This window comes from Enterobacter cloacae complex sp. S3, assembly GCF_014930495.1.
Classification (GTDB): domain Bacteria; phylum Pseudomonadota; class Gammaproteobacteria; order Enterobacterales; family Enterobacteriaceae; genus Enterobacter; species Enterobacter asburiae_B.
On sequence record NZ_JADBRD010000001.1, the window covers coordinates 22,792 to 47,928 of the forward strand.

The following is a 25,137-nucleotide window of genomic DNA, read 5'->3' on the forward strand; positions in this document are numbered from 1 at the left end:
CATTATGAATACCCTTCCTCACTGGTGGCAGAACGGCGTCATCTATCAGATTTACCCAAAGAGCTTCCAGGACACCACCGGCAGCGGCACCGGCGATCTGCGCGGCGTGACGCAGCGTCTGGACTACCTGAAAACCCTCGGCATCGACGCCATCTGGCTGACGCCATTTTATATCTCCCCGCAGGTGGATAACGGCTACGACGTGGCGAATTACACCGCCATCGACCCGGCTTACGGCACGCTGGATGATTTCGACGAGCTGGTTGCCCGGGCGCACGAGCGCGGCATCCGCATCGTGCTGGATATGGTGTTTAACCACACCTCCACGCAGCACGCCTGGTTCCGCGAGTCGCTGAACAAAGAGAGCCCGTACCGCCAGTTCTACATCTGGCGCGACGGCACGCCGGAGCAGCTTCCCAACAACTGGCGCTCCAAGTTTGGTGGCAACGCCTGGCGCTGGCACGCCGAGAGCGAGCAGTATTACCTGCATCTGTTCGCCCCGGAGCAGGCGGATCTCAACTGGGAGAACCCAGAAGTGCGCGCCGAGCTGAAAAAGGTGTGCGAGTTCTGGGCCGATCGCGGCGTCGACGGCTTGCGTCTCGACGTGATTAACCTGATTTCGAAAGATCAGGATTTCCCGGACGACAACACCGGAGACGGCCGCCGCTTCTACACCGACGGGCCGCGCGTTCACGAATATCTGCAGGAGATGAGCCGCGACGTCTTCACCCCGCGCAACCTGATGACGGTGGGCGAGATGTCCTCGACCTCGCTGGAGAACTGCCAGCAGTACGCCTCGCTCGACGGACGCGAGCTGTCGATGACCTTTAACTTCCACCACCTGAAGGTGGACTACCCCGGCGGCGAAAAATGGACGAAGGCGAAGCCGGACTTCGTGGCGCTGAAAACCCTCTTCCGCCACTGGCAGCAGGGGATGCACAACAGGGCGTGGAACGCGCTGTTCTGGTGTAACCACGATCAGCCGCGCATCGTGTCGCGCTTTGGTGACGAAGGGGAATACCGCGTTCAGGCCGCGAAGATGCTCGGCATGGTGCTGCACGGCATGCAGGGCACGCCGTATATCTACCAGGGCGAGGAGCTGGGGATGACCAACCCGCACTTCAGCCGCATCACCGACTATCGCGACGTGGAAAGCCTGAACATGTTCGCCGAACTGCGCGCCAACGGCCGCGAACCGGATGAATTACTGGCGATTCTGGCGAGTAAGTCCCGCGATAACGGGCGAACCCCAATGCAGTGGGACGCTTCGCACAATGCGGGCTTTACCGAGGGCGAGCCGTGGATTGGCGTCTGCGACAATTACGAGACGGTGAACGCCCGCGCGGCGCTCGACGACCCGGATTCGGTGTTCTACACCTACCAGTCGCTGATCGGCCTGCGTAAAACCCTGACGGTGCTGACGTGGGGTGATTATGAGGATCTTCTGCCGGAACATCCTTCTCTTTGGTGCTACCGTCGTCAGTGGCAGGGGCAGACGCTGATGGTGGCGGCGAACCTGAGTCCTACGCCTCAGGAATGGCAGGCAGACGCTCTCAGCGATAGGTCGCAGGTGGTGATGAGTAACTACCCTGCACCGCAAACGACGTCGCTGCGTCCGTTTGAAGCCGTCTGGTGGTTGCAGCAGTAATTCTCTCTACCGGGTGCGGCTCAGCACCCGGCTTACTTTACTGTTTTTGTTGAGTAAATAATCAGATTTTTCTCTCGCGCCTTTACAATCGCTGAAGCGCCCGTCGTTTGTACTCTCGTCTTTTTACTTTGTTCTGCATCAAATAAATCGCAAACATGTTTGATGCAAATCACTATATGTAGCACTTAAAATGCACGCCGACCCAACATCTTGTATTTATCGTCTACTATTCCAACAACAAGACGGCGCTTACGCTGGCCGGAATTGTGGATAACACGAGCTGGGAACGCGGGAAGTCTTTGGCCCGGCGGGGAATACGCCCGGTTATGACTTCTCCACCTCTGTGGATAACCTGTTTTCAAAAAATGGAGTGATCATGACACCGCATGTGATGAAACGTGATGGCTGTAAAGTGCCGTTTAAATCAGAGCGCATCCAGGAAGCCATTCTGCGTGCAGCTAAAGCAGCGGGAGTCGATGACGCAGATTACTGCGCCACCGTCGCAGAAGTCGTTAGTAGCCAGATGAACGAACGCAGCCAGGTCGATATCAGTGAGATCCAGACCGCGGTTGAGAACCAGCTGATGGCGGGGCCCTACAAGCAGCTGGCGCGCGCCTACATTGAGTACCGTCACGATCGTGACGTGCAGCGTGAGAAGCGCGGTCGTCTGAACCAGGAGATCCGTGGCCTGGTGGAGCAGACCAACTCCGCCCTGCTCAATGAAAACGCCAACAAAGACAGTAAAGTGATCCCGACCCAGCGCGACCTGCTGGCCGGTATCGTCGCCAAACACTATGCCCGTCAGCACCTGCTGCCGCGCGACGTGGTGTCGGCGCACGAGCGTGGTGAAATTCACTACCACGATCTCGACTATTCGCCGTTCTTCCCTATGTTCAACTGCATGCTGATCGACCTGAAAGGCATGCTGACCCACGGTTTTAAAATGGGTAACGCCGAGATTGAACCGCCTAAGTCGATCTCCACGGCCACCGCCGTCACCGCGCAGATTATCGCTCAGGTCGCCAGCCATATTTACGGCGGCACCACGATTAACCGCATTGATGAAGTGCTGGCCCCGTTCGTGACGGCAAGCTTCAACAAGCATCGTAAAACGGCCGAAGAGTGGCAGATCCCGGACGCCGACGGCTATGCGCACTCCCGCACCGAGAAAGAGTGCTACGACGCCTTCCAGTCGCTGGAGTATGAAGTGAACACGCTGCATACCGCCAACGGCCAGACGCCGTTTGTGACCTTCGGCTTTGGGCTGGGCACCAGCTGGGAATCACGCCTGATCCAGCAGTCCATCCTGCGCAACCGCATTTCCGGTCTCGGCAAGAACCGCAAAACGGCGGTGTTCCCGAAACTGGTGTTCGCCATTCGCGACGGCCTGAACCACAAGTTTGGCGATCCGAACTACGACATCAAACAGCTGGCGCTGGAGTGCGCGAGCAAGCGCATGTATCCGGACATCCTGAACTACGATCAGGTCGTCAAAGTGACCGGTTCGTTTAAAACGCCAATGGGCTGCCGCAGCTTCCTCGGCGTGTACGAAGATGAAAACGGCGAGCAGATCCACGACGGGCGCAACAACCTGGGCGTCATCAGCCTGAACCTGCCGCGCATCGCGCTGGAGGCGAAAGGCAATGAAGCGGAATTCTGGACGCTGCTGGACGAGCGCCTGCAGCTGGCGCGTAAGGCGCTGATGACCCGTATTGCACGTCTGGAAGGGGTCAAGGCCCGCGTGGCGCCAATTCTCTATATGGAAGGGGCCTGCGGCGTACGTCTAAAAGCGGACGATGACGTGTCGGAGATCTTCAAAAACGGTCGCGCGTCGATTTCGCTGGGCTATATCGGTATTCACGAGACCATCAACGCCCTGGCGGGCGATACGCATATGTACGACAGCGAGGCCCTGCGTGAGAAAGGCATCGCGATTGTTCAGCGCCTGCGCGACGCGGTAGACCAGTGGAAAGAGGAAACCGGCTACGGGTTTAGCCTCTACAGCACGCCGAGCGAGAATCTGTGCGACCGCTTCTGCCGTCTGGACACCGCCGAATTCGGGATTGTGGAAGGCGTGACCGACAAAGGGTATTACACCAACAGCTTCCACCTCGACGTGGAGAAAAAGGTGAACCCGTACGACAAGATCGACTTCGAAGCGGCGTATCCGCCGATCGCCAGCGGCGGCTTCATCTGCTACGGCGAGTACCCGAACATTCAGCACAACCTGAAGGCGCTGGAAGACGTGTGGGATTATAGCTATCAGCACGTGCCGTATTACGGGACCAACACGCCAATCGACGAGTGCTACGAGTGCGGCTTTACCGGTGAGTTCGAGTGTACGAGCAAAGGCTTTACCTGCCCGAAATGCGGCAACCACGATGCGGCTCGCGTCTCCGTGACCCGTCGCGTGTGCGGCTATCTCGGCAGCCCGGACGCGCGTCCGTTTAACGCCGGCAAGCAGGAAGAGGTGAAGCGTCGCGTGAAGCATTTGGGGAATGGGCAGATCGGGTAAGTTCTGCGCAGGGTTCTCCCCCTCACCCTACCCCTCTCCCTCAAGGGAGAGGGAACCGATCGAGCACATTGCTAAGCCTGACTCCGGTTTTCTCCCTCTCCCCGTGGGAGAGGGGCGGGGTGAGGGCATCAGGTTAACGCTATGAATTATCATCAATACTACCCCGTCGACATCGTCAACGGCCCCGGCACCCGCTGCACCCTGTTCGTTTCAGGCTGCGTCCACGAATGCCCCGGCTGCTATAACAAAAGCACCTGGCGCTTAAATTCCGGCATGCCGTTCACCGCCGAAATGGAAGACCGGATCGTCAACGACCTTAACGATACGCGCATCAAACGTCAGGGGATTTCCCTCTCCGGCGGCGACCCCCTGCACCCGCAAAACGTGCCGGAGATCCTGAAGCTGGTGAAGCGCATTCGCCGCGAATGTGCAGGCAAAGATATTTGGGTCTGGACGGGATATAAGCTGGATGAACTCAATGCGCAGCAAAGAGAAGTAGTGGATCTGATTAACGTCCTGGTCGACGGCAAGTTCGTGCAGGATTTAAAAGACCCGGCCCTGATCTGGCGCGGCAGCAGCAACCAGGTTGTGCACCATCTGCGGTGAGCATTAGAGCCGTTTGTTTGCATCATGATAAACGGCTGATTTCTCTCGCTTACCGATAGCGATAACGAATACCGTTACAACGTTGTCCTGAACCTGATAGACCAAACGATAACCCTGCGATCTGAGTTTTATTTTGTAGCAATCCGGCAGACCATGCAGGCGGGCCGATTCGACCCTGGGGCTCACCAGCACGTCCGCAAGTTTCTTCTTAAACTGGTCTTTTACAGTCTGCCCCAGCTTGCTCCACTCCTTTAACGCCCTCGGGTCAAATGCCAGTTCATAAGTCATCCAGACTAACCTTGATTCCCTTTTGCGGATTCGCCAGTCGCTCCCGGACCGTCTGTATCAGCGCATCTTCGCTGTCGCTAATCGTGACCGTTTTCACCGGCATACGTCCCGTCTCCGCGACGTACTGAAACAGTAATCGCACGGCTTCCGTTGGGGTGATATTGAGTTTTTCCAGCACGGCATAAGCCTCGTTTTTGAGTTTGTCATCCAGACGGACGTTCAGCGTGGCCATTATGCCTCCAGTAAAATCGAATGTGTAATGCAGTTTAGCATTACATTCGCATTACATCGAATTCTGGATAACGCCTCTCAAAACCGGCTCAAACTCTCCATCGCCACCGCCTTAAACCCGGCAAAATCTCCGCAGCTACAGAGCCGCGACATCGCCCGTTCACGGAGGAAAGTGACGAAAATATCGTAGATCGCCATCGCCTCTTCGTATTCGCTTTTGCTGATGGCGAGCAGGAAGATGACGTGCGCGGTTTCATCTCCCCACTGAACGCCGTGCGGGGCGAGCACGGTATAGACCACGGTTTTCTGCGCTAAAAGGCCGAGGGAGTGCGGCAGCGCGATGCCGTCGCCGAGCATGGTGCTGACGATGGCTTCACGCTCGACGACAGAATCCAGGAACTCCGCGCCGACAAACCCCTCGCCTTCAAGCTGCGCGCACAGTTCCCGGAACAGCGTTTGCTGATCAACGGGCTTGTCGAGAATGCGGAAATGGGCCGCGTCGAAGTATTTATCCAGCATCCACGGGCGGGTGCGGTCCACCAGCACCAGCTTGCCGATCTGTTCTAACTGGTAATCGGTCGGGAATGGGGCGATCATCACCACCGGTTTAGATTTTTCGCTCACGCGGGCGGTGGAAATGACAAAGTCCTCGCCGATGGAATCCGCCAGCTCGTACTCGCGCAGGGTGAGCGTGCGGGCCACCTCAATCTGCGGGTACTTGCGCTGGAGCACCGCCTCGATCATGCGGACCATAGCATTCCCGGCGTCGCATACCAGCAGCACCCGCGGCTGGCGCTGGTAGCCGATGTTGTAATGGCGCTCCAGCCCGACGCCGATATGCAGCACCAGGAAGCCGATTTCGTTTTCGCTGATCACATACGGCGTGTATTTTCCCCAGCTCGACACCGCCGCGAGGGTCATATCCCACGCCATCGGGTAGTGCTGCTTGATGTTATCCAGCAGCGGATTGGGGATCATGATTTGATACCGCACGCGGGTGATCATGGTTTTGATGTGCGTGAGCAGGTCCGCGTGCAGCTGCGCGTCGCTGAGCAGGTTGTAGTTATAGTGGGTGTTGATGTAGCGCAGGATGTAGTTGACCAGCGCTTCGTCGTCATCCGCGTTAATTGCGCTCGGGGCAATCTCCTGAATCTGCCGCGCCGCAATGTGCACGCACAGCCAGCTCTCCTCCGAAGGTGAAAGCGCTTTGCCCGCCAGCTGCTGGATAGTGACGGCGATATCCTTCGCCGCCTCGCGCACGTTCTCTTCCACGTCTTCGGCATGGAATTCCGGCAGCGGATAGCCCTCGCTGATGCGCCGCACCGACACTGCACAGTACAGGCGCAGGAACAGCTCGCCTTCATCGGTCAGACGGATGTGATGACGCGTCAGCGCCTCGTGCAGCACGGGCACCATCTGCTCCGCCACGCCTGCATTCAGCGCCACGTCGGTCACCAGCGGGTTCAGGCTGTCCTGCTGCGCCAGCTCCCAGAGCAGATCGGTCAGGCAGGCGCGGGTCGACATCTCGCTGCCAAACAGCTTCATGCCGTGGCGAGGACGCGTTTCCAGCGTCAGGTTATAGCGGTGAAACCACTCGCGCACTTCGGCCATGTCGCTCTGCAGCGTGGCGCGGCTGACGAACCACTCGTCCGCCAGATCCTCGAGCTTAAGAGAAAATGCCGAGGTGAGAAAACGCACCACCAGATAGTGCACGCGCTCCGGCCCGGTCCGGGGAATACGCAGCGCGCGCGGGTGGGATGCCTGCAGCTGCTGGTAGCGCTGGGCATCATCAATTTTGAGCTGATAGCCGTTGCCCCGGCTCAATATAAACTGCGCGCCGTGGCCTGCCAGCAGCGCGTTCAGGGCGGTGATATCGGCACGGACGGTTCGCGTGGAGACCGACAGCCGCTGCGCCAGCTCGTCCTGCGGCAGCGTCTCGTTTTGCAACAGATCGAACAGTTGCGCTAAACGTTGGTTCGGAAATCGCACGGGTTTGTCCTCTTACAGCTTAAGGTGAAATGACCATCTGGGATGGGCTGCCGACCGGGGTATAGTCCGGCTCGAAGCTTAATTTCCCGTCCTGCGCCACGCGGAAACGGGTGATGTTGTCGCTGCGCTGGTTCATGACGTACAGCCAGTGTCCCTGCTTATCGAGCGTCAGGGTGCGCGGGTAGTCGCCGCGCGTCCACACGTCGTCCTGATGCGTCAGCGTGCCCTCCGCTGTTACGGTAAAGTGCCCGATGCTGTTATGCAAACGGTTAGCCACATACAGCTGTTTACCGTCGGCGCTTAATGCGAGCCCGGCAGCAAAGCTGGTGCCTTTGTAACCTTCCGGCAGGGCTGAGAGCGTTTTGCCCTCTTTCAGGGTGCCGTTGGCGTTCACGGTATAATGGGTGAGCGTAGACGCCTCTTCGTTAATCAGCCACAGGGCATCGCCTTTTGGCGTAAAGACAAAGTGGCGCGGCCCGGCGCCTTTTGAGGAGGCGCTGATAAACGGCGGATCGTTCGGCGTCAGCTTCCCTGTTCGATCGTCAAAACGATACTGGTAGAGGCGATCCAGCCCAAGATCGGTGGAAAACACGTATTTCCCGCTCGGATCGGCGGCGATCATGTGCGCGTGGGGGCCGTTATGATCGCTGATGGCAAAGCTTCCTTCGACAGCCGCTTCCGGCTTCGCCGCGCCCGGTTCGCCCTGATCCTGACGTTTATCCGTAGCCTCACCCAGGCTGCCGTCTGCGTTGACTGGCAAAACGGCGATCGATCCGCTGACATAGTTAGCCACCAGCAGATGTCGACCGTTCGGCGTCAGCGACAGGTAAACCGGCCCCGCGCCGCCGGAGGCCACCTGATTAAGCTCGCTCAGCGCGCCGTTATCCCCCACCCGCAGCGCCTGCACCACGCCCTGCTCCACTTCACTTGCCAGATAGAGCGTTTTGCCGTCGTGCGAGACGGCCAGCTGCGCGGCGTTCGGCAGCCTGCTCACCAGCGTTTTATTCGCCAGCGCGCCGCTTTGCGGGTCAACGGTAAAGCGGTACAGCCCTTCGCCGTTGGGGTTGTAGGTGCCCACCCAGGCGTACTGCGGCTGGGCGATAGCGGCGGTGGCGAGCATTGAGAGTGAAGCAACAAGCAGGGTACGGGTGTGCATGGTGGCTCCTTCAGGTTTGTGCGGTTTGTTTTCCCTCACCCCGGCCCTCTCCCAAAGGGAGAGGGGGTAAAAGTTCCCTCTCCCTTTGGGAGAGGGTTAGGGTGAGGGCAGATACTACTTCACCAGCTTCTTCGTCATCGCAAGCAGCGTACGCACGTCTTCCGGGCGCGTGTCGCCGCTGGCTTTGTCGATAATCGAGCTGTAGATATGCGGGATGATTTTGCTCACGCCCGCGTCGAGGGCGATCTGCAGGATCTCCTCATAGTTTTCCAGATCGATACCTCCGGTCGGCTCCAGCCAGAAGTCGTGACGGGCGCAGGCTTCCGCCACCGCGTTGTACTCATCACGGCACTTGAGGCCGCCCATCGGGAAGTATTTGATGGAGCTGCCGCCGAAATCCTTCAGCAGGGCAATCGCGGTTTCAACCGGCACAATGCCGTCCGGAGCGTTGCTGCTCAGCGGTCCGGTGGAGATTTTGACCATCCCGACGGTGCCGGTCGGAGAGACCAGACCGTTGACCACCGACTCATTCTGCCCCAGCAGCGCGCGGCTGGTGGCCACGCCGGTGAAGACCTGGTTGACGTGCTGCGGCTGCACCTGACGGGAGATCTCGCTCACCATCGCCGACTGGTTCGGATCCCCCGCGCCGAGGCCGACGGAGAGTGCGTTATCGATCAGCGCGGCATATTCACGCATATCGGCAACGGCGCTCGCCACGTCCGGGTAATTTTTGGAGAGCACGCCCACCAGCACGTGACCTTCCGCCGCCTCGTAAATGGCGCTGGCGTTGGCTTTCGATCCTGCCAGCACGTTCAGGCAGACGCGGTCACGGTAAAAGTTGGGGGTCAGTTTCATGCTTTTTTCTCCTGTCCTAATACTTCGCTAATGCGGCGATACACGATGTTCAGCTGGTCAGCATTCACGCTGCGCACGTCCGCCTCGATAATCCCTTCGTTGGCCTTGTAGCCACGGAAGTAAATGGCATATTCGCCCTGCTTGAGCTTCGCCACCAGATCGCCCGTGCCGACGCCCGTTGCGGCTTCGTCGAACTTAATCTCGGTGCGCGCGATATCGCGACCGGCGCTGTCCCAGACCACGCGCGCGGTCACGCCGTTGAGGGTGTTGAGCGCCTCGATAAACGGCGTCATCTTCGCCACCATCTCGGCCCCGCTCTCTTTGGTCGCCGTCAGGTAGTGTTCGATGGCGCAGGTCAGGCCAAGAATGCCCTCTTTGCCCACCTTCATCGCGCGGCCAATGCCCGCGGTCTGGCGCTTCACCCACTCAACGTACTGGGTTTTGCCGATCACCAGCCCGCTGGTTGGGCCTTCAATCGCCTTCGCGCCGCTGTAGATCACCAGATCGGCACCGGATCGGTAGTACGCGTGCAGGTCTTCTTCCGCCGCCGCATCGACGATCAGCGGGAGATCGTGCTTGCGCGCCACCACCGCCGCCTGCTCGACGCTGAGCATGCTTTTCTGCACGCAGTGGTGCGATTTGATGTAGAGGATCGCCGCCGTGCGCGGGGTGATCGCCGCCGCCAGCTGATCGGCGGAGCATTCGTTGGCGTAGCCCGCCTCCACCAGCTTGCCGCCGCCCAGTGCCACCATGGTGCCCACCGGCGCGCCAAAGTTCACGTTGTGGCCTTTCGGCAGGACGATTTCGTTGTTCTCAATCGGGGTCACGTGCAGGTTTTCCAGCAGCCAGTCGCTGTCTTTGACCAGCACCGCCGCCACGGACTGGGCAATGCCCGCAGACGCGCAGGAAACTACCGTCGCGCCTTCCACATCCAGCAGCTTCGCGATGTATTCCCCGGTTTTGTTGACCAGATCCTTCATCTCGAAATAGTGATTCATGCCGTCCATCGCCACCTGCACCACTTCCGGGCGCGGCGTGGAGACGCCCAGCGCCGTCATGCGGCCAGAGGTGTTGATAACCTGCTTTAAATGGTACTTCTCATAAATCGAAGGCATGTTCCGTGCTCCCTTGTTCGGTCATGTAGCCCTTGCCCGCGCGGATCGCGGCAAGCGGCACCAGAATGTGTTCAGCCTGCAGGCTGTCGTTTTCGGCGTCCGTCAGCACCGTCGGCTGGCGTTTAATCGTGAACAGCGTCAGGTCGGCGTCGAGACCCGGCTGGATGCGGCCCTTGCGCGCCAGGCGCAGGCCGTCGGCGGCGTTGGCGGTCACGCAGTCAATCACCTGCGGCAAGGACATGCCGATGGCGAGAAACTTCGACATCACGCTTGCCAGCGAGCCGACCGGACCGTTGATGCGGTTGCGGCAGTAGATATCCGAGCTGATGGTGTGCGGCAGAATGCCCATCGCGATGGCGCGTTTCGCCACCTCAAAGCTGAAGCTCGCCGTGCCGTGGCCGACGTCCAGACGCACGCCGCGCTTCAGGGCGGAGGTGATGGAGGCGCGCAGCTCGCCGGAGGGCGTAAGAATGCGGTTGGGTTTGCCGTTGTAGCAGTGGGTGATGATGTCGCCGGAGCTCAGCAACTCGGCAATTTCGTCGAGGTTCGGCGGGTTGTTGCCAATGTGCACCATCAGCGGCAGGTCGCCGTTCTCTTTCTGAATGGCTTTCGCGCGCTCCAGCGGCGTGATGCCGTTTTCACCGACCACGCTGCTGCTCATGCGCGCCTTCAGGCCGACGATAAAATCAGGGTGGCGCTTCACCGCCTGCTTCACCGCGTCGGCGTCGATATTCGCCATGTTGGCCAGCTCGTTCTGGGCAATCAGCCCCACGCGGGAGATGTTCAGCAGGGCAAACACCTCGGTGGAGGCCCTGCGGGTGATGTCATAGAAATCGTCCACGTCGTCGGCGCCGGTACTGCCCGCGTCCACCACGGAGGTGACGCCGGTGGCAATGCCCACGCTGTCCGGCTCGTCGTGGTAAATCGGGGAGTTCGGGTAGCAGTGAACGTGGGAGTCAATCCAGCCTGCGCTGACGAACACGTCGCCGTTCAGCTCAACCGTTTTATGCGCGGGGGCGTCAATCTCGCCCAGCGCCGCGATCTTCCCGTCCTGAATGGCGATATCGGTCAGGGTATCGTCGGCAAGGCGCGCACGGCGCAGGAGTAAATCAAACATGAGGATCTCCTGATAAGGCGGGCGCCTGAGCGCCCGCGGGTATTAAAGGGCGACCGGGAACAGCCAGCCCAACAGCATTGCGCCGAGGATCGCGCCACCGGTGATCGGCTTCTGCCAGATGTAGAACACCAGCGCACCCAGCAGGGAACCGACGCCGATAGGAATGGAGGCGGTCATGGCGCTGAGGATAATCAACGGCCCGAGGAAGCGGCCGGAGGCGTTACCCGCGCCCATCATCACGTCTGCACCGTAGGTGGAGTTGCTCTGGTTGATGGTGAACTTACGCGCCAGGATGATGACGTAGCCAATCGCCAGACCAATCACCAGGCCGGTAATCAGCGCGGCAATGAAGTTGGTCACCGGGAACATGATGCCCGCGCCCAGCAGCAGCGCCGGAACGCCGAGGCCCACGCCGGTCTGGATGGCGCCGCCGATGTCGAGAATACCCACCAGCGACCCTTCGATAATGCGGGCGAACAGGAAGCTCGCGCCGAACGCCGCCACCGCGCCGTAAACCCCGGTATCGATCCCCGCTTTCAGCATCGCCACGAAGGCCACTTCGTTAAACGCGCCGATGCCGTAGAGGTAGTACATGTGCGTCCCGGCGAAAACGCCGGAGGAGAGCAGGCCAACGAAGATCGGGAACGACCAGTCGGCATACCAAAAACCTTTATTCTGTTCCATGTAGAGGCTCCTGTTATTTACCGCTGAGCGAGTTGTGGATCATGTCGAGCCAGTTCGGCACGGTCAGATGGAAGGATTCGATCATCTTCATGTCGAAGCCGCGGAAGAAGCCGCTCAGCACGAAGAGCAGGACGATCGCCGCCATCATCACTTTGGTGACGTGGTTCCAGCCGCTCTCTTCCACGCCTTTCCCGATCAGGATCCCCAGCACCAGGCCCGGTACGGCGTTCCCCATAATCAGCTGCGCCGCGCCGCCAAAGATGGTGGCCCAGAAGCCCGATTTTTTACCCGCGTCGATGGCCGCCAGCCAGAAGATCACCGGCATGACGGTGTTGACCAGCAGGTTTGCCGCCGGTACCAGCACCTTCACGGCGGTGACCTGAAGCGCTGCCGGCACGGAGGAGGCGGTCAGGTTCAGGAAGGTGACGACGAGCATGCCAATCACGCCGCAGGCAATTGCCATTTTGCGCGGGTCGTGCAGCGTTTCGCCGACGTTACGGTTTTTGATCATCAGTGCAGCAGCACCCCAGTTCGGGATGATGCGGTGGTCAACGTCCTGTGTGAAGGCACCTGCGGCCACGGAAGAGGCCCAGGCGTTAAAGAAGAAACCTAACCCAAAGGAGAAGTGGGACGCCGGATCCCCTTCACAGGAGTTCAGTTCCCCCAACGTACGAAACGCGCCCATACCCTGAGTGGTAGGCGCATGAAACATGCGTGCAGCCCCGGCGCCAACACCGACGCCAACCAGGCCGCCAATGATGAGCGATTTTATTAATATAATTAAGAACATCAGTCTGCCCTTTTATGAATAATCAGCGTTGCGTGACGAAATCCACCTGGTCAAGATTGATAGCGGTCACGTTGACGGTCACATCCAGCTCCACGCTGTAGGTGCGTCTTTCCCGGCGCAGAAAGAAGAACAGAAACGCTTCTTTTCGCACCGCTTCTTGCGCCTGAACGACCTGCACATCCTGTGGCTCAATACGCAGTAAGATATGCGGTGAGGCTTTCATCACCGCGGCCTGAACGTGGTTGAGCGCGTCGGCAAAGGCGCGCGCTTTGGCGTCGCCTTTGCCCTTCACTCTCACCGTGGTTGTGAACTGTTCTTTCATGCTTATGCGCCGTATTTCTTCTGCCACGCCTGCACCAGACGCTCGCCCAGCTCTTCTTTATCCATAAAGCCGAAGCCCAGCACGTTGCAGCCTTCGTTGATGGCGGTCACGCCCTCTTCCACCGAACGCATGCCGTATTTGGCCTTGTAGCCATATTTGGTTTGGGCCGTGATGGCACCCGCGCCGCCGCTGCCGCAGAAGGAGATGCCGAAGGTGGCGTTTTCCGCTTTCATCACGTCGCCGAGCTTCATGTCCGCCGCCATGCCCGGTACAACCACCGCGCGTCCACCTGCTTTTTCCACACCGGCAGCCACTTTCTGACCTTTACCCAGGCGATCGCCAATCACGACTGTAATCTGTTCCATGTGTTGCTCCTTAAAGGTTGTCTTTCGCGACTTCAAAGTGAACGGAGAGCAGCCAGGCTTCTTCATCAGGAAGATTGCCAAACTGCGCGACCACTTCACGGGCGAGCCGCATTGAATCCGGTGAAATTTCGTCAAACAGCTCTGCTTCAACCTCCGGCAGCGGCTCGCCGGTCACGGACCGGTGCGCCATTGCGCGCACGTGGGAGGTGAGCATCTGCTCCTGTACCGCATTGGGGATGATGTTGTTTCGGGCCAGCAGGGCATAAACCTGCTGCAGCATGGTGTTCGCGAGCTGTTCTGTTTGCTCCGCCTGTTCCCCAACGTCGTTCATTACCGCTCCGTTAATCACTGGTCTTACCCCGTTAATGGCTCTGGAATAAAACTAACGTTGGGGGGGAATTGTTTGTAGCGAGTTGTTTTCCACTTCGAAGTGGAAAGGCGAGCCGCAGCAGTGATCTGTGCCACATAAATGCGGTGAATCTGAATTAATGACGGTATTTGCGTGATGAATATCACGTATTCCAGCGGCAAAACGCGCGCCGGGGAAACGAAACGTTCAGGCGCGGTGACGCAAAAATGTGATGGCGATAGGGTTTACTTATTACCGCGTAAAAAAAACGGGGGCCGCTGGCCCCCGCTGGTTGTTTGTCAGATGCGCGATCGGTTAACGGTATTTCTTGTGATAGGTGTTACGCGTCGTCACAAACTGCTCGGCCGCCGCCTGGGCTTCCTTCACTTTGCCTTCGTTAGCCAGCTTCAGCGCGCCGTCGATCTGGCCGACCAGCACGTCAAAGCCGTGGCGGTAGTCTTTCATCTCTGCGCTGTCTGCCGCTTTGCTTTCCAGCTTCGGAGGCGTCGCTTTTTGTGCGTCGAGCGCCGCTTCACGCATTTTGGTCAGCGCGTCTTTCATTTCAGCCGCATTGTCGGTTTTCTGCACCACCTTCAGGTTTTGACCGAGGATGCCCATGTCGTTTTCAAGATCGGCAGCAAACGCAGAAGAGCCAAGAACCAGCGTTGAAGCCGCGACGATCGCTAACAGATGTTTACGCATTGCTCACTTCCTTTTTTATTATTAAAACGCCTTTACGGGTATTACTGACCGGCGATTTTCATTTCCGGCAGAAGTACAGAACCACACTGTATATTGCTACGTGTTTCAATATCGTTACCGACCGTAACGATATTGCGCCACATGTCCTTCAGGTTGCCGGCGATAGTAATTTCGCTCACCGGATACTGAATTTCGCCGTTTTCCACCCAGAAGCCCGCCGCGCCGCGCGAGTAGTCTCCGGTAATGCCGCTTACGCCCTGGCCCATCAGCTCGGTGACCACCAGACCAGTGCCCATCTCTTTCAGCATCTGCTCAAAGTTCAGGCCCTGTCCGGCAATGCGCCAGTTGTGGATGCCGCCAGCGTGTCCGGTGCTTTTCAGCCCCAGCTTGCGCGCGGAGTAGTTGGTCAGCAGCCACTGGGTCAGAATACCGTCTTTGATGATATCGCGACGTTCGGTGCGCACGCCTTCGCTGTCGAACGGCGTGGAGGCCAGCCCCTTCAGCAGATGCGGATGTTCTTCAATGGTGAGCCATTCCGGCAGGATCTGCTTGCCCAGCGAGTCGAGCAGGAAGGTCGATTTACGGTAAACCGAGCCGCCCGCGATAGCGCCCACCAGATGGCCAAACAGACCGGTCGCCACTTCGTTGGCAAAAATAACCGGGGCCTTCATGGTGGAGAGTTTACGCGGCGACAGGCGTGACAGCGTGCGTTCGGCACACTCTTTACCCACCCACTCAGGAGATTGCAAATCCCCCAGCGCGCGGCCAATGGTATAGGCGTAGTCACGCTCCATGTCACCGTTCTCTTCGGCGATCACGCAGCTGGAGAGCGAATGACGGGTAGAGCAGTAGCCCTGCAGCATGCCGTGGCTGTTGCCGAAGACTTTGATGCCGTAATGGCTGTTGAAGCTGCCGCCTTCGGTATTGGTGATGCGCTTATCGGCCTGCAGGGAAGCCTGCTCGGCGCGCGCGGCCAGCTCGATCGCTTCGTCCGGGGTCACTTCCGCCGGGTGGAAAAGATCGAGATCCGGCGCGTCAAACGCCAGCAGGTCTTTATCCGCCACGCCTGCGTAAGGATCCGGAGAGGTATAACGGGCGATATCCAGCGCCGCCTGCACCGTACGGGCAATGGCATCCGGGCTGAGATCGGTAGATGACGCGCTGCCTTTGCGATTCTGGTGATACACCGTGATCCCAAGCGCGCCATCGCTGTTGAATTCTACGTTCTCCACTTCACCATAGCGGGTGCTCACGCTGATGCCGGTGGTTTTGCTGACCGCCACTTCGGCGCCATCTGATTTTTCTGAAGCAAGCATCAGCGCGGTGGAGACGGCTTCTTCAAGAATCTTACGCTGCGCTTCAACTTGTGAGGTTACTTTCATCGCAAATGCCATACTGTAAGAGAGAGTTATCTGAAGTCTAACAGAGAACCGTTTTTCAGTGCGCGTCTTAACTGGTAACATTAGCCTCTTTTTTTAAGGAGCCTGACATGACTAAGCAGCCCGAAGACTGGCTCGACGACGTTCCCGGTGATGACATCGAAGACGAAGATGATGAGATCATCTGGGTCAGTAAAAGTGAAATTAAACGTGACGCCGAAGAGTTAAAACAGCTTGGCGCGGAAATGGTAGAACTGGGTAAAAACGCGCTGGACAAGATCCCGCTCGACCAGGATCTGCGTGATGCCATTGAACTGGCACAGAAAATCAAGAAAGAAGGCCGTCGTCGCCAGCTTCAGCTTATCGGGAAAATGCTGCGTCAGCGCGACGTCGATCCGATCCGCCAGGCGCTGGACAAGCTGAAAAACCGCCACAACCAGCAGGTTGCGTTTTTCCACAAGCTTGAGCAGATCCGCGATCGCCTGATTGAACAGGGTGATGACGCCGTACCGGAAGTGCTGAACCTGTGGCCGGATGCCGACCGCCAGCAGCTGCGTTCCTTGATCCGCAACGCGCAGAAAGAGAAAGAAGGGAATAAGCCGCCGAAGTCTGCGCGCCTGATTTTCCAGTATCTGCGCGAGCTGTCTGAGAACGAAGAGTAATCTGTTCCCCTCACCCCGTAGGGGCGAGGGAGAAAAGAAAGTAGGCCCGGTAAGCGCAAGCGCCACCGGGCTTTTTTTTACTCTGCGGCTGCCGCTTCCGCTTTCTTCGCCAGACCGTCCAGCAGCTTCTGATGGATCCCACCAAAACCGCCGTTGCTCATCACCAGAATGTGGTCGCCAGGCTGTGCGGCTTTCACCACCATATCCGCGAGCGCATCCACATCCGCGCTCCAGTGCGCAGGCTGAATGCAGGCATCGGCCACTTCGGCCACCTGCCACGGAATATGCTGCGGCTGCAGCAGGAAGACCTCATCGGCACGTCCTAACGACGGCGCGAGATCATCTTTGCAGATGCCCATCTTCATGGTGTTCGAGCGCGGTTCCAGCACCGCCAGAATGCGGGCTGTCCCGCCGACCTTGCCACGCAGGGCGGCAAGCGTTGCCAGAATAGCCGTTGGATGGTGCGCGAAATCGTCATACACGGTAACGCCGTGGGCTTCACCGCGCAGTTCCAGACGACGACGGGCGTTGATAAACGAGCCCAGCGCATTGGCCGCATCCGCAGGCAGAACGCCAACGTGACGCGCCGCAGCAATAGCCATCAGGCCGTTGTGCATGTTGTGCTCGCCCACCAGGCCCCACTTCACCTCACCCACTTTTTCACCGTCGAGCAGCACTTCCCACTCGGAGGCATCGGCGTTGAGCTTCTTCGCCTGCCAGTGGCCCTGCTCGCCCACCAGCTCCTGCTCGCTCCAGCACCCCATCGCCATCGTCTGCTTCAGGTTGATGTCGTTTTCCGGCAGGATGATGCGCCCCTGGCCCGGAACAATGCGCACCAGGTGGTGGAACTGTTTCTGGATCGCTTTCAGGTCGTCAAAAATATCCGCGTGGTCGAACTCAAGGTTGTTGAGGATCAGCGTGCGCGGGCAGTAATGCACGAACTTGGAGCGCTTGTCGAAGAACGCGCAGTCGTATTCGTCGGCTTCGATCACGAAGAACGGGCTGTCACCCAGACGCGCAGAAACGTCGAAATTACCCGGTACGCCGCCAATCACGAAGCCCGGCTTGTAGCCGCAGGCTTCGAGGATCCAGGTCGCCATGCCCGCGGTCGTGGTTTTGCCATGGGTACCGGCAACGGCAACCACCCAGCGGTCGCGCAGGACGAAGTCATGCAGCCACTGCGGGCCGGACATGAACGGAATATTGCGTTCCAGAACCGCCTCGACGCACGGATTGCCGCGGGTCATGGCGTTGCCGATGATCACCAGGTCCGGCTCGGGATCCAGCTGGCTGGCATCGTAGCCCTGAATTAACGAGATGCCCTGTTTCTCCAGAAGTGTGCTCATTGGCGGATACACATTGGCGTCCGAACCTGTCACTTCATGGCCCAGCGAGCGCGCCAGCATTGCCAGTCCGCCCATGAAAGTGCCACAAATCCCCAATATATGAATGCGCATACGTCACTATCCTTCTTCAATGTGGCGCACATTTTACTCACATGTTAGCGGCTGTGAAACGCATTTCAGGTAAATCCGTATGTTGCTGGCGCGATTCACCTCTGCGCTAATATTTGAATGTTTGTTAAGATTGTTGGGCTTTAGTCGTTTTAGTGAACATACAATCGCTCTACTCACAAAGATGCAGGGAAAGTGTTATGAAAACGTTAGGTGAATTTATTGTCGAAAAGCAGCACGAGTTCTCTCATGCTACCGGTGAACTCACTGCTTTGCTGTCGGCAATAAAGCTGGGCGCTAAGATCATCCACCGCGATATCAACAAGGCCGGTCTGGTCGATATCCTGGGTGCCAGCGGTGCCGAGAACGTTCAGGGCGAGGTTCAACAGAAGCTCGATCTGTTCGCAAATGAAAAATTGAAAGCTGCACTGCGCGCGCGCGACATCGTTGCGGGTATCGCCTCTGAAGAAGAAGATGAAATTGTTGTTTTCGAAGGGTGTGAACACGCTAAATACGTTGTTCTGATGGATCCGCTCGACGGTTCCTCAAACATCGACGTTAACGTTTCTGTCGGTACCATTTTCTCCATCTACCGCCGCGTCACGCCTGTTGGCACGCCGGTGACCGAAGAAGATTTCCTGCAGCCGGGCATTAACCAGGTTGCTGCCGGTTACGTCGTTTATGGCTCCTCCACCATGCTGGTGTACACCACCGGCTGCGGGGTTCACGCCTTTACGTACGATCCTTCACTGGGCGTTTTCTGCCTGAGCCAGGAACGTATGCGCTTCCCGGAGAAGGGCAACACCTACTCCATCAACGAAGGCAACTACATCCGCTTCCCGAACGGCGTGAAGAAGTACATTAAATTCTGCCAGGAAGAAGATAAAGCGACCCAGCGTCCTTACACGTCCCGCTATATTGGCTCTCTGGTCGCGGATTTTCACCGTAACCTGCTGAAAGGCGGTATCTACCTCTACCCAAGCACCGCCAGCCACCCGGACGGGAAGCTGCGCCTGCTGTACGAGTGCAACCCGATGGCGTTCCTCGCCGAACAGGCGGGCGGCAAGGCGAGCGACGGTAAAGAGCGTATTCTGGATATCGTGCCGGAAAGCCTTCACCAGCGCCGTTCATTCTTCGTCGGCAACAACCACATGGTTGAAGACGTTGAACGTTTTATCCGTGAGTATCCGGACGCGTAATGCCTCTCTACAGGGGAGCCGTTCTGGCTCCCCTGGTCATTTATATGTTTTACCGTATAAGTGTTTATAAAAAACAGGCTTTAATATTCACCACTGCTCCTGCATTATTTCCATAACAGTTTGACAGATATTTCGTGGAGCAGAATCGCAATGAACAATTATTCCCGTGCTAATACCGGCATTGATTTAAATCTTATCCCTGTATTTATTGAAATCGTCCGCTGCGGCAGCATGGCTAAAGCCTCTTTGCGTCTGGAGATGTCACGTCCGGCGGTGAGTCTGGCCCTAAAGCGTTTTAATCAACTCTTTGATGAACCGTTATTTTTCCGCAAAGGTTTATATCTTGAACCGACGGAAAAAGCGTTAGCCTTAACCAGCTCACTGGAAATATTAATGGGTGAAATTCACGATAATATTGCAGCAGTTAATTCCGGAAAAAATAAAACCCCGGCACAGAACGTACCGGGGCTGGGTAATATTATGCAGCGGTCTGAGTCGTCACTTTGAATGATGACATGGCTTCCATCAGCTGACGCGACTGCTCCTCAAGAGAGCGGGTCGCGGCGGAGGATTGCTGCACCAGCGCCGCATTCTGCTGCGCGGTTTCGTCCATCTGATTCACCGCAATATTCACCTGCTCAATGCCGCGGCTCTGCTCCTGAGACGCGGTCGCAATCTCACGCATCAGTTTGGTCATGCGCAGCACTTCTGTTGCGATTTCGTCCATCGTCTCGCCAGCCTGCTGGGCCAGCTCGCTGCCCTCGTTAACGTGGGTCTGCGAATCACTGATAAGCGATCGGATCTCTTTCGCCGCGTCGGCGCTGCGGCTGGCGAGGTTTCGCACTTCGCCCGCGACGACGGCAAACCCGCGCCCCTGCTCGCCCGCGCGCGCCGCTTCCACGGAGGCGTTAAGCGCCAGAATATTGGTCTGGAAGGCAATACCGTCGATCACGCTCAGGATGTCGGCGATGCGCGCCGAACTGCCGGAGATATCGCGCATTTTTTCAATTACGTAGCAGACCATTTCGCTGCCGTGATCGGCCGTGTCGGACACCGACTTCGCCAGCTGGTGCGCCTGCTCGGCGTTATCGGCGTTGAGCTTCACCGTTGCGGTGATCTGTTCCATGCTGGCCGCCGTCTGCTCCAGCGACGTGGCGGTGGATTCCGTACGCTCGGCAAGATCGCGGTTTCCCAGCGTCAGCTCGCGGCTACCGGTGTCAATTTGCGAGCTGGCATCGCGTACCCGCATAACCGAGTTCATCAGCGACTGCCGCATCTCCTCTATCACCGCATTGAGGCGGTTAAACTCCTGGCTCGCGGGGGCATTCAGCGTATGGGTTAAATCCCCCGCCGCCACGTTCTCCAGCTGAGCGATCGATGCAGAGAGCGGCTTGAGCAGCATATGGCGCAGCACCAGCCACGCGAGCACGATAATGCCCGCCGTCAGCAGCGCTGCGACGATAATCAGGATCAGTACGCGGGTTTTACTCGCCTGCACGGCGCTCACTTCCGCCTGACCACGCGCTTCGCTCCATTTCTGAAACGCCTGCATGTCGTTATCAAACTGCTTCGCCACCGGAATCAGCGTCTTCTCCAGCAGATCGTAATACCCGTCCGCGCTCTGGTCATTCAGGGTTTTCAGCATGGGGTTGATCCCCTGCTGGCTATACGTCGCCAGGCTGGCCGCCACTTTATCGAGCAGCTGTTGTCCCTGCTCGTCAGCCACGCCGCCGTCGATCACGCCTTTCAGCGTTTTCTGGGCCAGGGCAACTTCCTGATTGATGTTTTTTACCGCTTTGGCCGCATCGTCCAGCATGCCGATTTCCATCATGCGGACGGCCTGGCCCGCCTCATTGCGCGCGCGCAGGATCAGCGTATAGCCTGAATTAAGCTGCACCATCTGCTCACCCTGAAGGTGATTAATACGCTGCAGTGAAGAAGAACTCTGTGTGAGGGCATAAATGCCAATGCCGCTGACAATCAGCAGCAGAAGGGTCATAACGGCCAGTAAAGAGAGCAAGCCGGTACGAATCGATAGCGTTTTAAGCATGATATTATTTCCGGTAGCGAGATATTTCTGGGCATAAAAAAAGAGTATCGGCCGCTACCGGAAAATGTTTAGACTTTAAGCAAATTCAGCGTGTTATCGCTCTGTTACCGATGTGTTTACGCGGGTAACAGGCGAGCTTTGACGGTTCTCCCAGAGCACCGTCAGGCCACGCTGCAGGGCAATAAAAATAAACAGCAGAATGCCGATGGCGATCTTCGTCCACCAGGAGCTGAGCGTGCCGTCGAAGTTGATATAGGTTTGTATCAGCCCCTGGATAGCCACGCCGAACAGCGTTCCCAGCACCGTCCCCACCCCGCCGCTGAGCAGCGTGCCGCCAATGACCACAGAAGCAATCGCATCCAGCTCAACGCCCACGCCTGCAAGGGCATAACCCGCCTGGGTATACACCGAGAAGACGATCCCCGCCAGCGTCGCCAGGCCGGTCGAGAGCATATAGATGCGGATGGTGGTACTGCGGGTGGAGATCCCCATCAGGTTTGCCGACGTGGCGTTACCGCCGATGGCGTAAACCTGGTTGCCAAACCGGGTACGGTGGGCGAGGAAGATGCCAATCACCACCACGCCCAGCATCAGCAGCCCCATCGCGCTCAGGCGGCCGCCGCCGGGAATTTTCCACGCCAGGCTGGAGAGCGTGTCGTACACCGGATGGTTAATCGGAATCGACTCTTCCGAGACCAGATAGCTCACCCCGCGCAGGAAGAACATTCCCGCGAGGGTAATGATAAACGCCGGGATTTTTAACGCGTCGATCAGCAACCCCATAAAGGCGCCAAACGCGCAGCCCATCGCCAGCACCAGCGGAAACGCCACCAGCGGAGAGATGCCCCAGAAGCCGATCGCCTTCGCGAGGAACACGCCCGTAAACGCGATCACCGACCCGACGGAGAGATCGATCCCGCCGGAGAGGATCACAAAGGTCATCCCGACGGCGATGATGCCTAAAAAGGCGTTATCGGTCAGTATATTGCAGATCACGCGCGTCGAGGCAAAACCGGGGAACTGCGTCAGACAGTAGAGATACCCCAGCACAAACACACCCAGCGTGATCATCAACGGTAAATTACGTTTTATCATGGCCACGGATCCCCTTAATGATGCTGACAAAGCGCGGCGACTGGACGATCAGCACGCAAAGCACGACCACCGCTTTCACCACCTGGTTGAGTTCCGGCTGAAACCCCGAAAGCAGGATCCCGGTGTTCATTCCCTGAATGATCAGCGCGCCAATCACCGAAAGCAGCAGGTTAAAGCGCCCGCCCATCAGCGACCCGCCGCCGATCACCACCGCGAGGATCGCGTCCAGCTCCAGCCAGAGCCCCGCGTTGTTGGCATCGGCCCCGCGAATATCCGCCGCGACGATGACCCCGGCGATGGCGGCGCAGACGCCGCTCAGCACGTAGGTCAGCATCACCATCAGGCGGGTGTTGACCCCGGCGTTGCGCGCGGCGCGGATGTTGATCCCGACGGCTTCAATGAACATGCCCAGCGCCGTTTTGCGGGTGAAAAGCCAGAAGACAATGAGCGTGACCAGGACAACGATCACCGGCGTCGGGAAGAACAGAAGGTTGCCGCTCCCGATCCACGCCAGGCTCGGCGAGTTAAAGGTGACAATCTGCCCGGAGGTGATCAGCTGCGCCACGCCGCGCCCGGCCACCATTAAAATAAGGGTGGCGACAAAGGGCTGAATTTTCAGCACCGCCACCAGAATGCCGTTCCATAATCCGGCCAGCACGCCGGTGCCTAAGGCCGCCAGCAGTACCACCGGCAGGCTGTGTCCGGACACGGTCATGGAAGCTGCCGTGGCCCCGGCGATGGCCATCACCGCGCCGACGGAGAGGTCAATCCCGCCGGTGGCGATGACCAGCGTCATCCCGATAGCCAGCAGCGCCACCGGCGCGGCACGGTTTAGAATGTCTATCGGGCTGCCAAACAGGCGGCCATCCTGCACGATAATCTGGAAGAAATGCGGCGCGACCAGGCTATCAACCAGCAGAACCACCAGCAGCGCTGCGATTTGCGGCGTGCCGGTTGGCCAGCTGAATCGGCGCTTTGACTCACCGGTTTGCGAAAGCGAACGGGGCATCACGATTTACTCCTTATGCCGCGATGGCATTCATGATCGCCGGAACGGACAGCTTATCCAGCGGGATCTCTGCCACCTGTTTGCGATCGCGCATGATGATGACGCGATCGGCATAGCCCACCAGCTCCTCCAGCTCGGACGAAATAACCAGCAGCGCCAGACCGTCTGCACACAGGGTTTCGATAAGCCGGATAATTTCGGCGTGCGCCCCCACGTCAATGCCGCGGGTCGGTTCGTCGAGGATCAGGAACTGAGGTTTGGTCAGCAGCCAGCGGGAGAGCAGCACCTTCTGCTGGTTGCCGCCGGAGAGGAACTCGATGGGCTGTTCCGCGCTCGGGGTACGAATACCCAGCTGACGGATAAAGCGCTCGGCTATGGCGTTTTGCTCTTTACGGGGGATCGGGCGCAGCCAGCCGCGCTGGGCCTGCAGCGCCAGGATGATATTTTCCCGCACCGAGGCCGCGGCAATAATACCGTCCGTTTTTCGGTCTTCCGGGCAGAAGCCGACGCCCAGGCAGGAGGCCTGATGCGGCGATCGTAAGGTTTGCGGTTTGCCCTTGATCAGCGCGGTGCCGCTGTCCGCCGGCTTGATCCCGAAGATCACCTCGGCGGTTTCGGTCCGGCCGGAGCCCAGCAGGCCCGCCAGCCCGACAATTTCGCCCGGGCGGACTTCCAGATTAAACGGTGAGATCACCCCTTTCTTGCCGTAATCGCTGAACGCGGCGACCGGTTTCTCGCTGAGCAGCGTGCGCCCGGCGCGCTGAAGGGCGTTGGTTTCCAGCTCGCGGCCCAGCATCATTTTCACCAGCTCGATCTGCGGCAGCTCGCGGGTTTCGCGGCAGCCGACAAAGCTGCCGTTGCGCAGCACCGTGATGCGATCGCTTACCTCATATACCTGATCGAGGAAGTGGGTAACGAAGATCAGGCTGACGCCCTGATCGCGCAGCTGGCGCATCAGGGTAAAGAGCATCTCCACTTCCTGGGTATCGAGGCTGGCGGTGGGTTCGTCGAGGATCAGCACCTTTGCCGAGAGATCGATCGCGCGACAAATGGCGACGATCTGCTGCATCGCCACGGAAAAGCGGTTCAGCGGCTCGCGGACGTCGAGGGAGAAGCCGTACGATTCCATCAGCTTTGTCGCCCGCGCCTCCATCTCTTTGCGGCGCAGCAGGCCAAAACGTCGCGGCTCACGGCCAATAAACAGATTATCCGCCACCGACATATTCGGCAGCAGGTTTACTTCCTGGTACACCGTCCCGATCCCCAGCTGTTGGGCATGGGCGGTATTTTTCGGCGAAATGGCGTTGCCTTCCAGCCAGATGGTGCCGCGATCGGCGTGATAAACGCCGGTGAGGGATTTAATCAGCGTCGATTTTCCCGCGCCGTTCTCGCCCTGCAGCGCCATGATCTCACCGCGCCGCAGGCTGAAATCAACGTTATCCAGCGCCTTTACGCCGGGGAAGAATTTGCTTAAGCCCTCTGTGCGGAGGATTTCCTGGTGTTGTTCAGTGGTCATGGTTTTCCCCCTCACCCTGACCCTCTCCCCGGAGGGGAGAG

At 58.4% G+C, this 25,137-nt stretch carries 25 protein-coding genes; 6 read left to right on the top strand and 19 right to left on the bottom strand.

Features of this window, described 5'->3' with window-relative positions:
* Window positions 1-4 precede the first annotated feature (4 nt).
* From treC to nrdG, 3 genes are all read left to right on the top strand, one after another.
* Window positions 5-1,648, top strand: a complete 1,644-nt coding sequence (treC, locus tag IM317_RS00120; RefSeq protein WP_033144501.1) for an alpha,alpha-phosphotrehalase — start codon at window positions 5-7, stop codon at window positions 1,646-1,648.
* A 376-nt stretch (window positions 1,649-2,024) separates the two neighbouring features.
* Entirely contained in the window at window positions 2,025-4,163 is a 2,139-nt protein-coding gene (nrdD, locus tag IM317_RS00125) for an anaerobic ribonucleoside-triphosphate reductase (RefSeq protein ID WP_032662478.1), read from the top strand.
* Window positions 4,164-4,304: 141 nt separating this feature from the next.
* Window positions 4,305-4,769: an anaerobic ribonucleoside-triphosphate reductase-activating protein gene (nrdG, locus tag IM317_RS00130; protein ID WP_033144500.1), complete on the top strand. Its 465-nt coding sequence runs from the start codon at window positions 4,305-4,307 to the stop codon at window positions 4,767-4,769.
* A gap of 3 nt (window positions 4,770-4,772) precedes the next feature.
* On the opposite strand, the gene IM317_RS00135 is transcribed toward nrdG, so the two are convergent.
* From IM317_RS00135 to pmbA, 14 genes are all read right to left on the bottom strand, one after another.
* The gene (locus IM317_RS00135; RefSeq protein ID WP_033144499.1) at window positions 4,773-5,057 is read right to left on the bottom strand and encodes a type II toxin-antitoxin system RelE/ParE family toxin; all 285 of its coding nucleotides are present in this window, start codon (window positions 5,055-5,057) and stop codon (window positions 4,773-4,775) included.
* Entirely contained in the window at window positions 5,047-5,289 is a 243-nt protein-coding gene (locus IM317_RS00140) for a type II toxin-antitoxin system RelB/DinJ family antitoxin (RefSeq protein ID WP_008501400.1), read from the bottom strand. Before IM317_RS00140 ends, IM317_RS00135 begins: the two co-directional genes overlap by 11 nt.
* 77 nt (window positions 5,290-5,366) lie before the next feature.
* Window positions 5,367-7,277 (bottom strand): transcription antiterminator, encoded by a 1,911-nt coding sequence (locus tag IM317_RS00145; protein WP_033144498.1) that lies wholly within the window; start codon window positions 7,275-7,277, stop codon window positions 5,367-5,369.
* Between the two features lie 19 nt (window positions 7,278-7,296).
* A complete protein-coding gene (locus IM317_RS00150; protein ID WP_033144497.1) occupies window positions 7,297-8,433 on the bottom strand; it encodes a lactonase family protein in 1,137 nt (378 codons plus the stop codon).
* Window positions 8,434-8,547: 114 nt separating this feature from the next.
* Entirely contained in the window at window positions 8,548-9,288 is a 741-nt protein-coding gene (locus IM317_RS00155) for a KDGP aldolase family protein (protein ID WP_033144496.1), read from the bottom strand.
* Entirely contained in the window at window positions 9,285-10,403 is a 1,119-nt protein-coding gene (locus tag IM317_RS00160; protein WP_033144495.1) for a DgaE family pyridoxal phosphate-dependent ammonia lyase, read from the bottom strand. Before IM317_RS00160 ends, IM317_RS00155 begins: the two co-directional genes overlap by 4 nt.
* Window positions 10,387-11,520, bottom strand: a complete 1,134-nt coding sequence (locus IM317_RS00165) for an amidohydrolase/deacetylase family metallohydrolase (RefSeq protein WP_033144494.1) — start codon at window positions 11,518-11,520, stop codon at window positions 10,387-10,389. The genes IM317_RS00160 and IM317_RS00165 overlap by 17 nt, the downstream gene beginning before the upstream one ends.
* Window positions 11,521-11,562: 42 nt before the next feature.
* The gene (locus IM317_RS00170; RefSeq protein ID WP_023310183.1) at window positions 11,563-12,204 is read right to left on the bottom strand and encodes a DUF4310 family protein; all 642 of its coding nucleotides are present in this window, start codon (window positions 12,202-12,204) and stop codon (window positions 11,563-11,565) included.
* Window positions 12,205-12,217: 13 nt separating this feature from the next.
* The gene (locus IM317_RS00175; protein WP_023310182.1) at window positions 12,218-12,994 is read right to left on the bottom strand and encodes a DUF4311 domain-containing protein; all 777 of its coding nucleotides are present in this window, start codon (window positions 12,992-12,994) and stop codon (window positions 12,218-12,220) included.
* A 22-nt stretch (window positions 12,995-13,016) separates the two neighbouring features.
* A complete protein-coding gene (locus tag IM317_RS00180) occupies window positions 13,017-13,316 on the bottom strand; it encodes a DUF4312 family protein (RefSeq protein WP_006810338.1) in 300 nt (99 codons plus the stop codon).
* Between the two features lie 2 nt (window positions 13,317-13,318).
* A complete protein-coding gene (locus IM317_RS00185; RefSeq protein ID WP_023293430.1) occupies window positions 13,319-13,681 on the bottom strand; it encodes an SFCGS family glycine-rich protein in 363 nt (120 codons plus the stop codon).
* Between the two features lie 10 nt (window positions 13,682-13,691).
* Complete coding sequence (locus IM317_RS00190) at window positions 13,692-14,030, bottom strand: glycine dehydrogenase (RefSeq protein WP_025911967.1); 339 nt, start codon at window positions 14,028-14,030, stop codon at window positions 13,692-13,694.
* A gap of 315 nt (window positions 14,031-14,345) precedes the next feature.
* A complete protein-coding gene (cybC, locus tag IM317_RS00195; RefSeq protein WP_033144493.1) occupies window positions 14,346-14,732 on the bottom strand; it encodes a cytochrome b562 in 387 nt (128 codons plus the stop codon).
* Window positions 14,733-14,773: 41 nt separating this feature from the next.
* Window positions 14,774-16,126 carry a metalloprotease PmbA gene (gene pmbA, locus IM317_RS00200; protein WP_023310180.1) on the bottom strand — a complete coding sequence of 451 codons (1,353 nt, stop codon included), beginning with the start codon at window positions 16,124-16,126 and terminating at the stop codon, window positions 14,774-14,776.
* 95 nt (window positions 16,127-16,221) lie between these two features.
* Between pmbA and yjgA the strand changes: the two genes are divergently transcribed.
* Window positions 16,222-16,773 carry a ribosome biogenesis factor YjgA gene (gene yjgA / locus IM317_RS00205; RefSeq protein WP_029739257.1) on the top strand — a complete coding sequence of 184 codons (552 nt, stop codon included), beginning with the start codon at window positions 16,222-16,224 and terminating at the stop codon, window positions 16,771-16,773.
* 77 nt (window positions 16,774-16,850) lie between these two features.
* Here the strand turns inward: yjgA and mpl are convergent, their stop codons facing one another.
* Complete coding sequence (gene mpl, locus IM317_RS00210; RefSeq protein WP_029739256.1) at window positions 16,851-18,230, bottom strand: UDP-N-acetylmuramate:L-alanyl-gamma-D-glutamyl-meso-diaminopimelate ligase; 1,380 nt, start codon at window positions 18,228-18,230, stop codon at window positions 16,851-16,853.
* Window positions 18,231-18,427: 197 nt separating this feature from the next.
* On the opposite strand from mpl, the gene fbp reads away from it, so the two are divergent.
* Window positions 18,428-19,426, top strand: a complete 999-nt coding sequence (gene fbp / locus IM317_RS00215) for a class 1 fructose-bisphosphatase (protein ID WP_023310178.1) — start codon at window positions 18,428-18,430, stop codon at window positions 19,424-19,426.
* 150 nt (window positions 19,427-19,576) lie between these two features.
* Window positions 19,577-19,933: a LysR family transcriptional regulator gene (locus IM317_RS00220; RefSeq protein ID WP_033144492.1), complete on the top strand. Its 357-nt coding sequence runs from the start codon at window positions 19,577-19,579 to the stop codon at window positions 19,931-19,933.
* Here IM317_RS00220 and IM317_RS00225 read toward each other — a convergent pair.
* From IM317_RS00225 to ytfR, 4 genes are all read right to left on the bottom strand, one after another.
* Window positions 19,905-21,476, bottom strand: a complete 1,572-nt coding sequence (locus IM317_RS00225) for a methyl-accepting chemotaxis protein (RefSeq protein ID WP_033144491.1) — start codon at window positions 21,474-21,476, stop codon at window positions 19,905-19,907. The genes IM317_RS00220 and IM317_RS00225 overlap by 29 nt on opposite strands.
* 93 nt (window positions 21,477-21,569) lie before the next feature.
* Window positions 21,570-22,571, bottom strand: a complete 1,002-nt coding sequence (yjfF, locus tag IM317_RS00230) for a galactofuranose ABC transporter, permease protein YjfF (protein ID WP_023293434.1) — start codon at window positions 22,569-22,571, stop codon at window positions 21,570-21,572.
* Entirely contained in the window at window positions 22,558-23,583 is a 1,026-nt protein-coding gene (gene ytfT / locus IM317_RS00235; protein ID WP_172421287.1) for a galactofuranose ABC transporter, ATP-binding protein YtfT, read from the bottom strand. Before ytfT ends, yjfF begins: the two co-directional genes overlap by 14 nt.
* A gap of 10 nt (window positions 23,584-23,593) precedes the next feature.
* On the bottom strand, window positions 23,594-25,096 hold the full coding sequence (gene ytfR, locus IM317_RS00240; RefSeq protein WP_060568696.1) for a galactofuranose ABC transporter, ATP-binding protein YtfR: 1,503 nt from the start codon (window positions 25,094-25,096) through the stop codon (window positions 23,594-23,596).
* Window positions 25,097-25,137: the final 41 nt, after the last annotated feature.

Bases quoted from the DNA above. Each gene is read 5' to 3' on its own strand.
- treC (WP_033144501.1), top strand. From the start codon at position 5: ATGAATACCCTTCCTCACTGGTGGCAGAACGGCGTCATCTATCAGATT.
- nrdD (WP_032662478.1), top strand. From the start codon at position 2,025: ATGACACCGCATGTGATGAAACGTGATGGCTGTAAAGTGCCGTTTAAA.
- nrdG (WP_033144500.1), top strand. From the start codon at position 4,305: ATGAATTATCATCAATACTACCCCGTCGACATCGTCAACGGCCCCGGC.
- IM317_RS00135 (WP_033144499.1), bottom strand. From the start codon at position 5,057: ATGACTTATGAACTGGCATTTGACCCGAGGGCGTTAAAGGAGTGGAGC.
- IM317_RS00140 (WP_008501400.1), bottom strand. From the start codon at position 5,289: ATGGCCACGCTGAACGTCCGTCTGGATGACAAACTCAAAAACGAGGCT.
- IM317_RS00150 (WP_033144497.1), bottom strand. From the start codon at position 8,433: ATGCACACCCGTACCCTGCTTGTTGCTTCACTCTCAATGCTCGCCACC.
- IM317_RS00155 (WP_033144496.1), bottom strand. From the start codon at position 9,288: ATGAAACTGACCCCCAACTTTTACCGTGACCGCGTCTGCCTGAACGTG.
- IM317_RS00160 (WP_033144495.1), bottom strand. From the start codon at position 10,403: ATGCCTTCGATTTATGAGAAGTACCATTTAAAGCAGGTTATCAACACC.
- IM317_RS00165 (WP_033144494.1), bottom strand. From the start codon at position 11,520: ATGTTTGATTTACTCCTGCGCCGTGCGCGCCTTGCCGACGATACCCTG.
- IM317_RS00170 (WP_023310183.1), bottom strand. From the start codon at position 12,204: ATGGAACAGAATAAAGGTTTTTGGTATGCCGACTGGTCGTTCCCGATC.
- IM317_RS00175 (WP_023310182.1), bottom strand. From the start codon at position 12,994: ATGTTCTTAATTATATTAATAAAATCGCTCATCATTGGCGGCCTGGTT.
- IM317_RS00180 (WP_006810338.1), bottom strand. From the start codon at position 13,316: ATGAAAGAACAGTTCACAACCACGGTGAGAGTGAAGGGCAAAGGCGAC.
- IM317_RS00185 (WP_023293430.1), bottom strand. From the start codon at position 13,681: ATGGAACAGATTACAGTCGTGATTGGCGATCGCCTGGGTAAAGGTCAG.
- cybC (WP_033144493.1), bottom strand. From the start codon at position 14,732: ATGCGTAAACATCTGTTAGCGATCGTCGCGGCTTCAACGCTGGTTCTT.
- pmbA (WP_023310180.1), bottom strand. From the start codon at position 16,126: ATGGCATTTGCGATGAAAGTAACCTCACAAGTTGAAGCGCAGCGTAAG.
- yjgA (WP_029739257.1), top strand. From the start codon at position 16,222: ATGACTAAGCAGCCCGAAGACTGGCTCGACGACGTTCCCGGTGATGAC.
- mpl (WP_029739256.1), bottom strand. From the start codon at position 18,230: ATGCGCATTCATATATTGGGGATTTGTGGCACTTTCATGGGCGGACTG.
- fbp (WP_023310178.1), top strand. From the start codon at position 18,428: ATGAAAACGTTAGGTGAATTTATTGTCGAAAAGCAGCACGAGTTCTCT.
- IM317_RS00220 (WP_033144492.1), top strand. From the start codon at position 19,577: ATGAACAATTATTCCCGTGCTAATACCGGCATTGATTTAAATCTTATC.
- IM317_RS00225 (WP_033144491.1), bottom strand. From the start codon at position 21,476: ATGCTTAAAACGCTATCGATTCGTACCGGCTTGCTCTCTTTACTGGCC.
- yjfF (WP_023293434.1), bottom strand. From the start codon at position 22,571: ATGATAAAACGTAATTTACCGTTGATGATCACGCTGGGTGTGTTTGTG.
- ytfR (WP_060568696.1), bottom strand. From the start codon at position 25,096: ATGACCACTGAACAACACCAGGAAATCCTCCGCACAGAGGGCTTAAGC.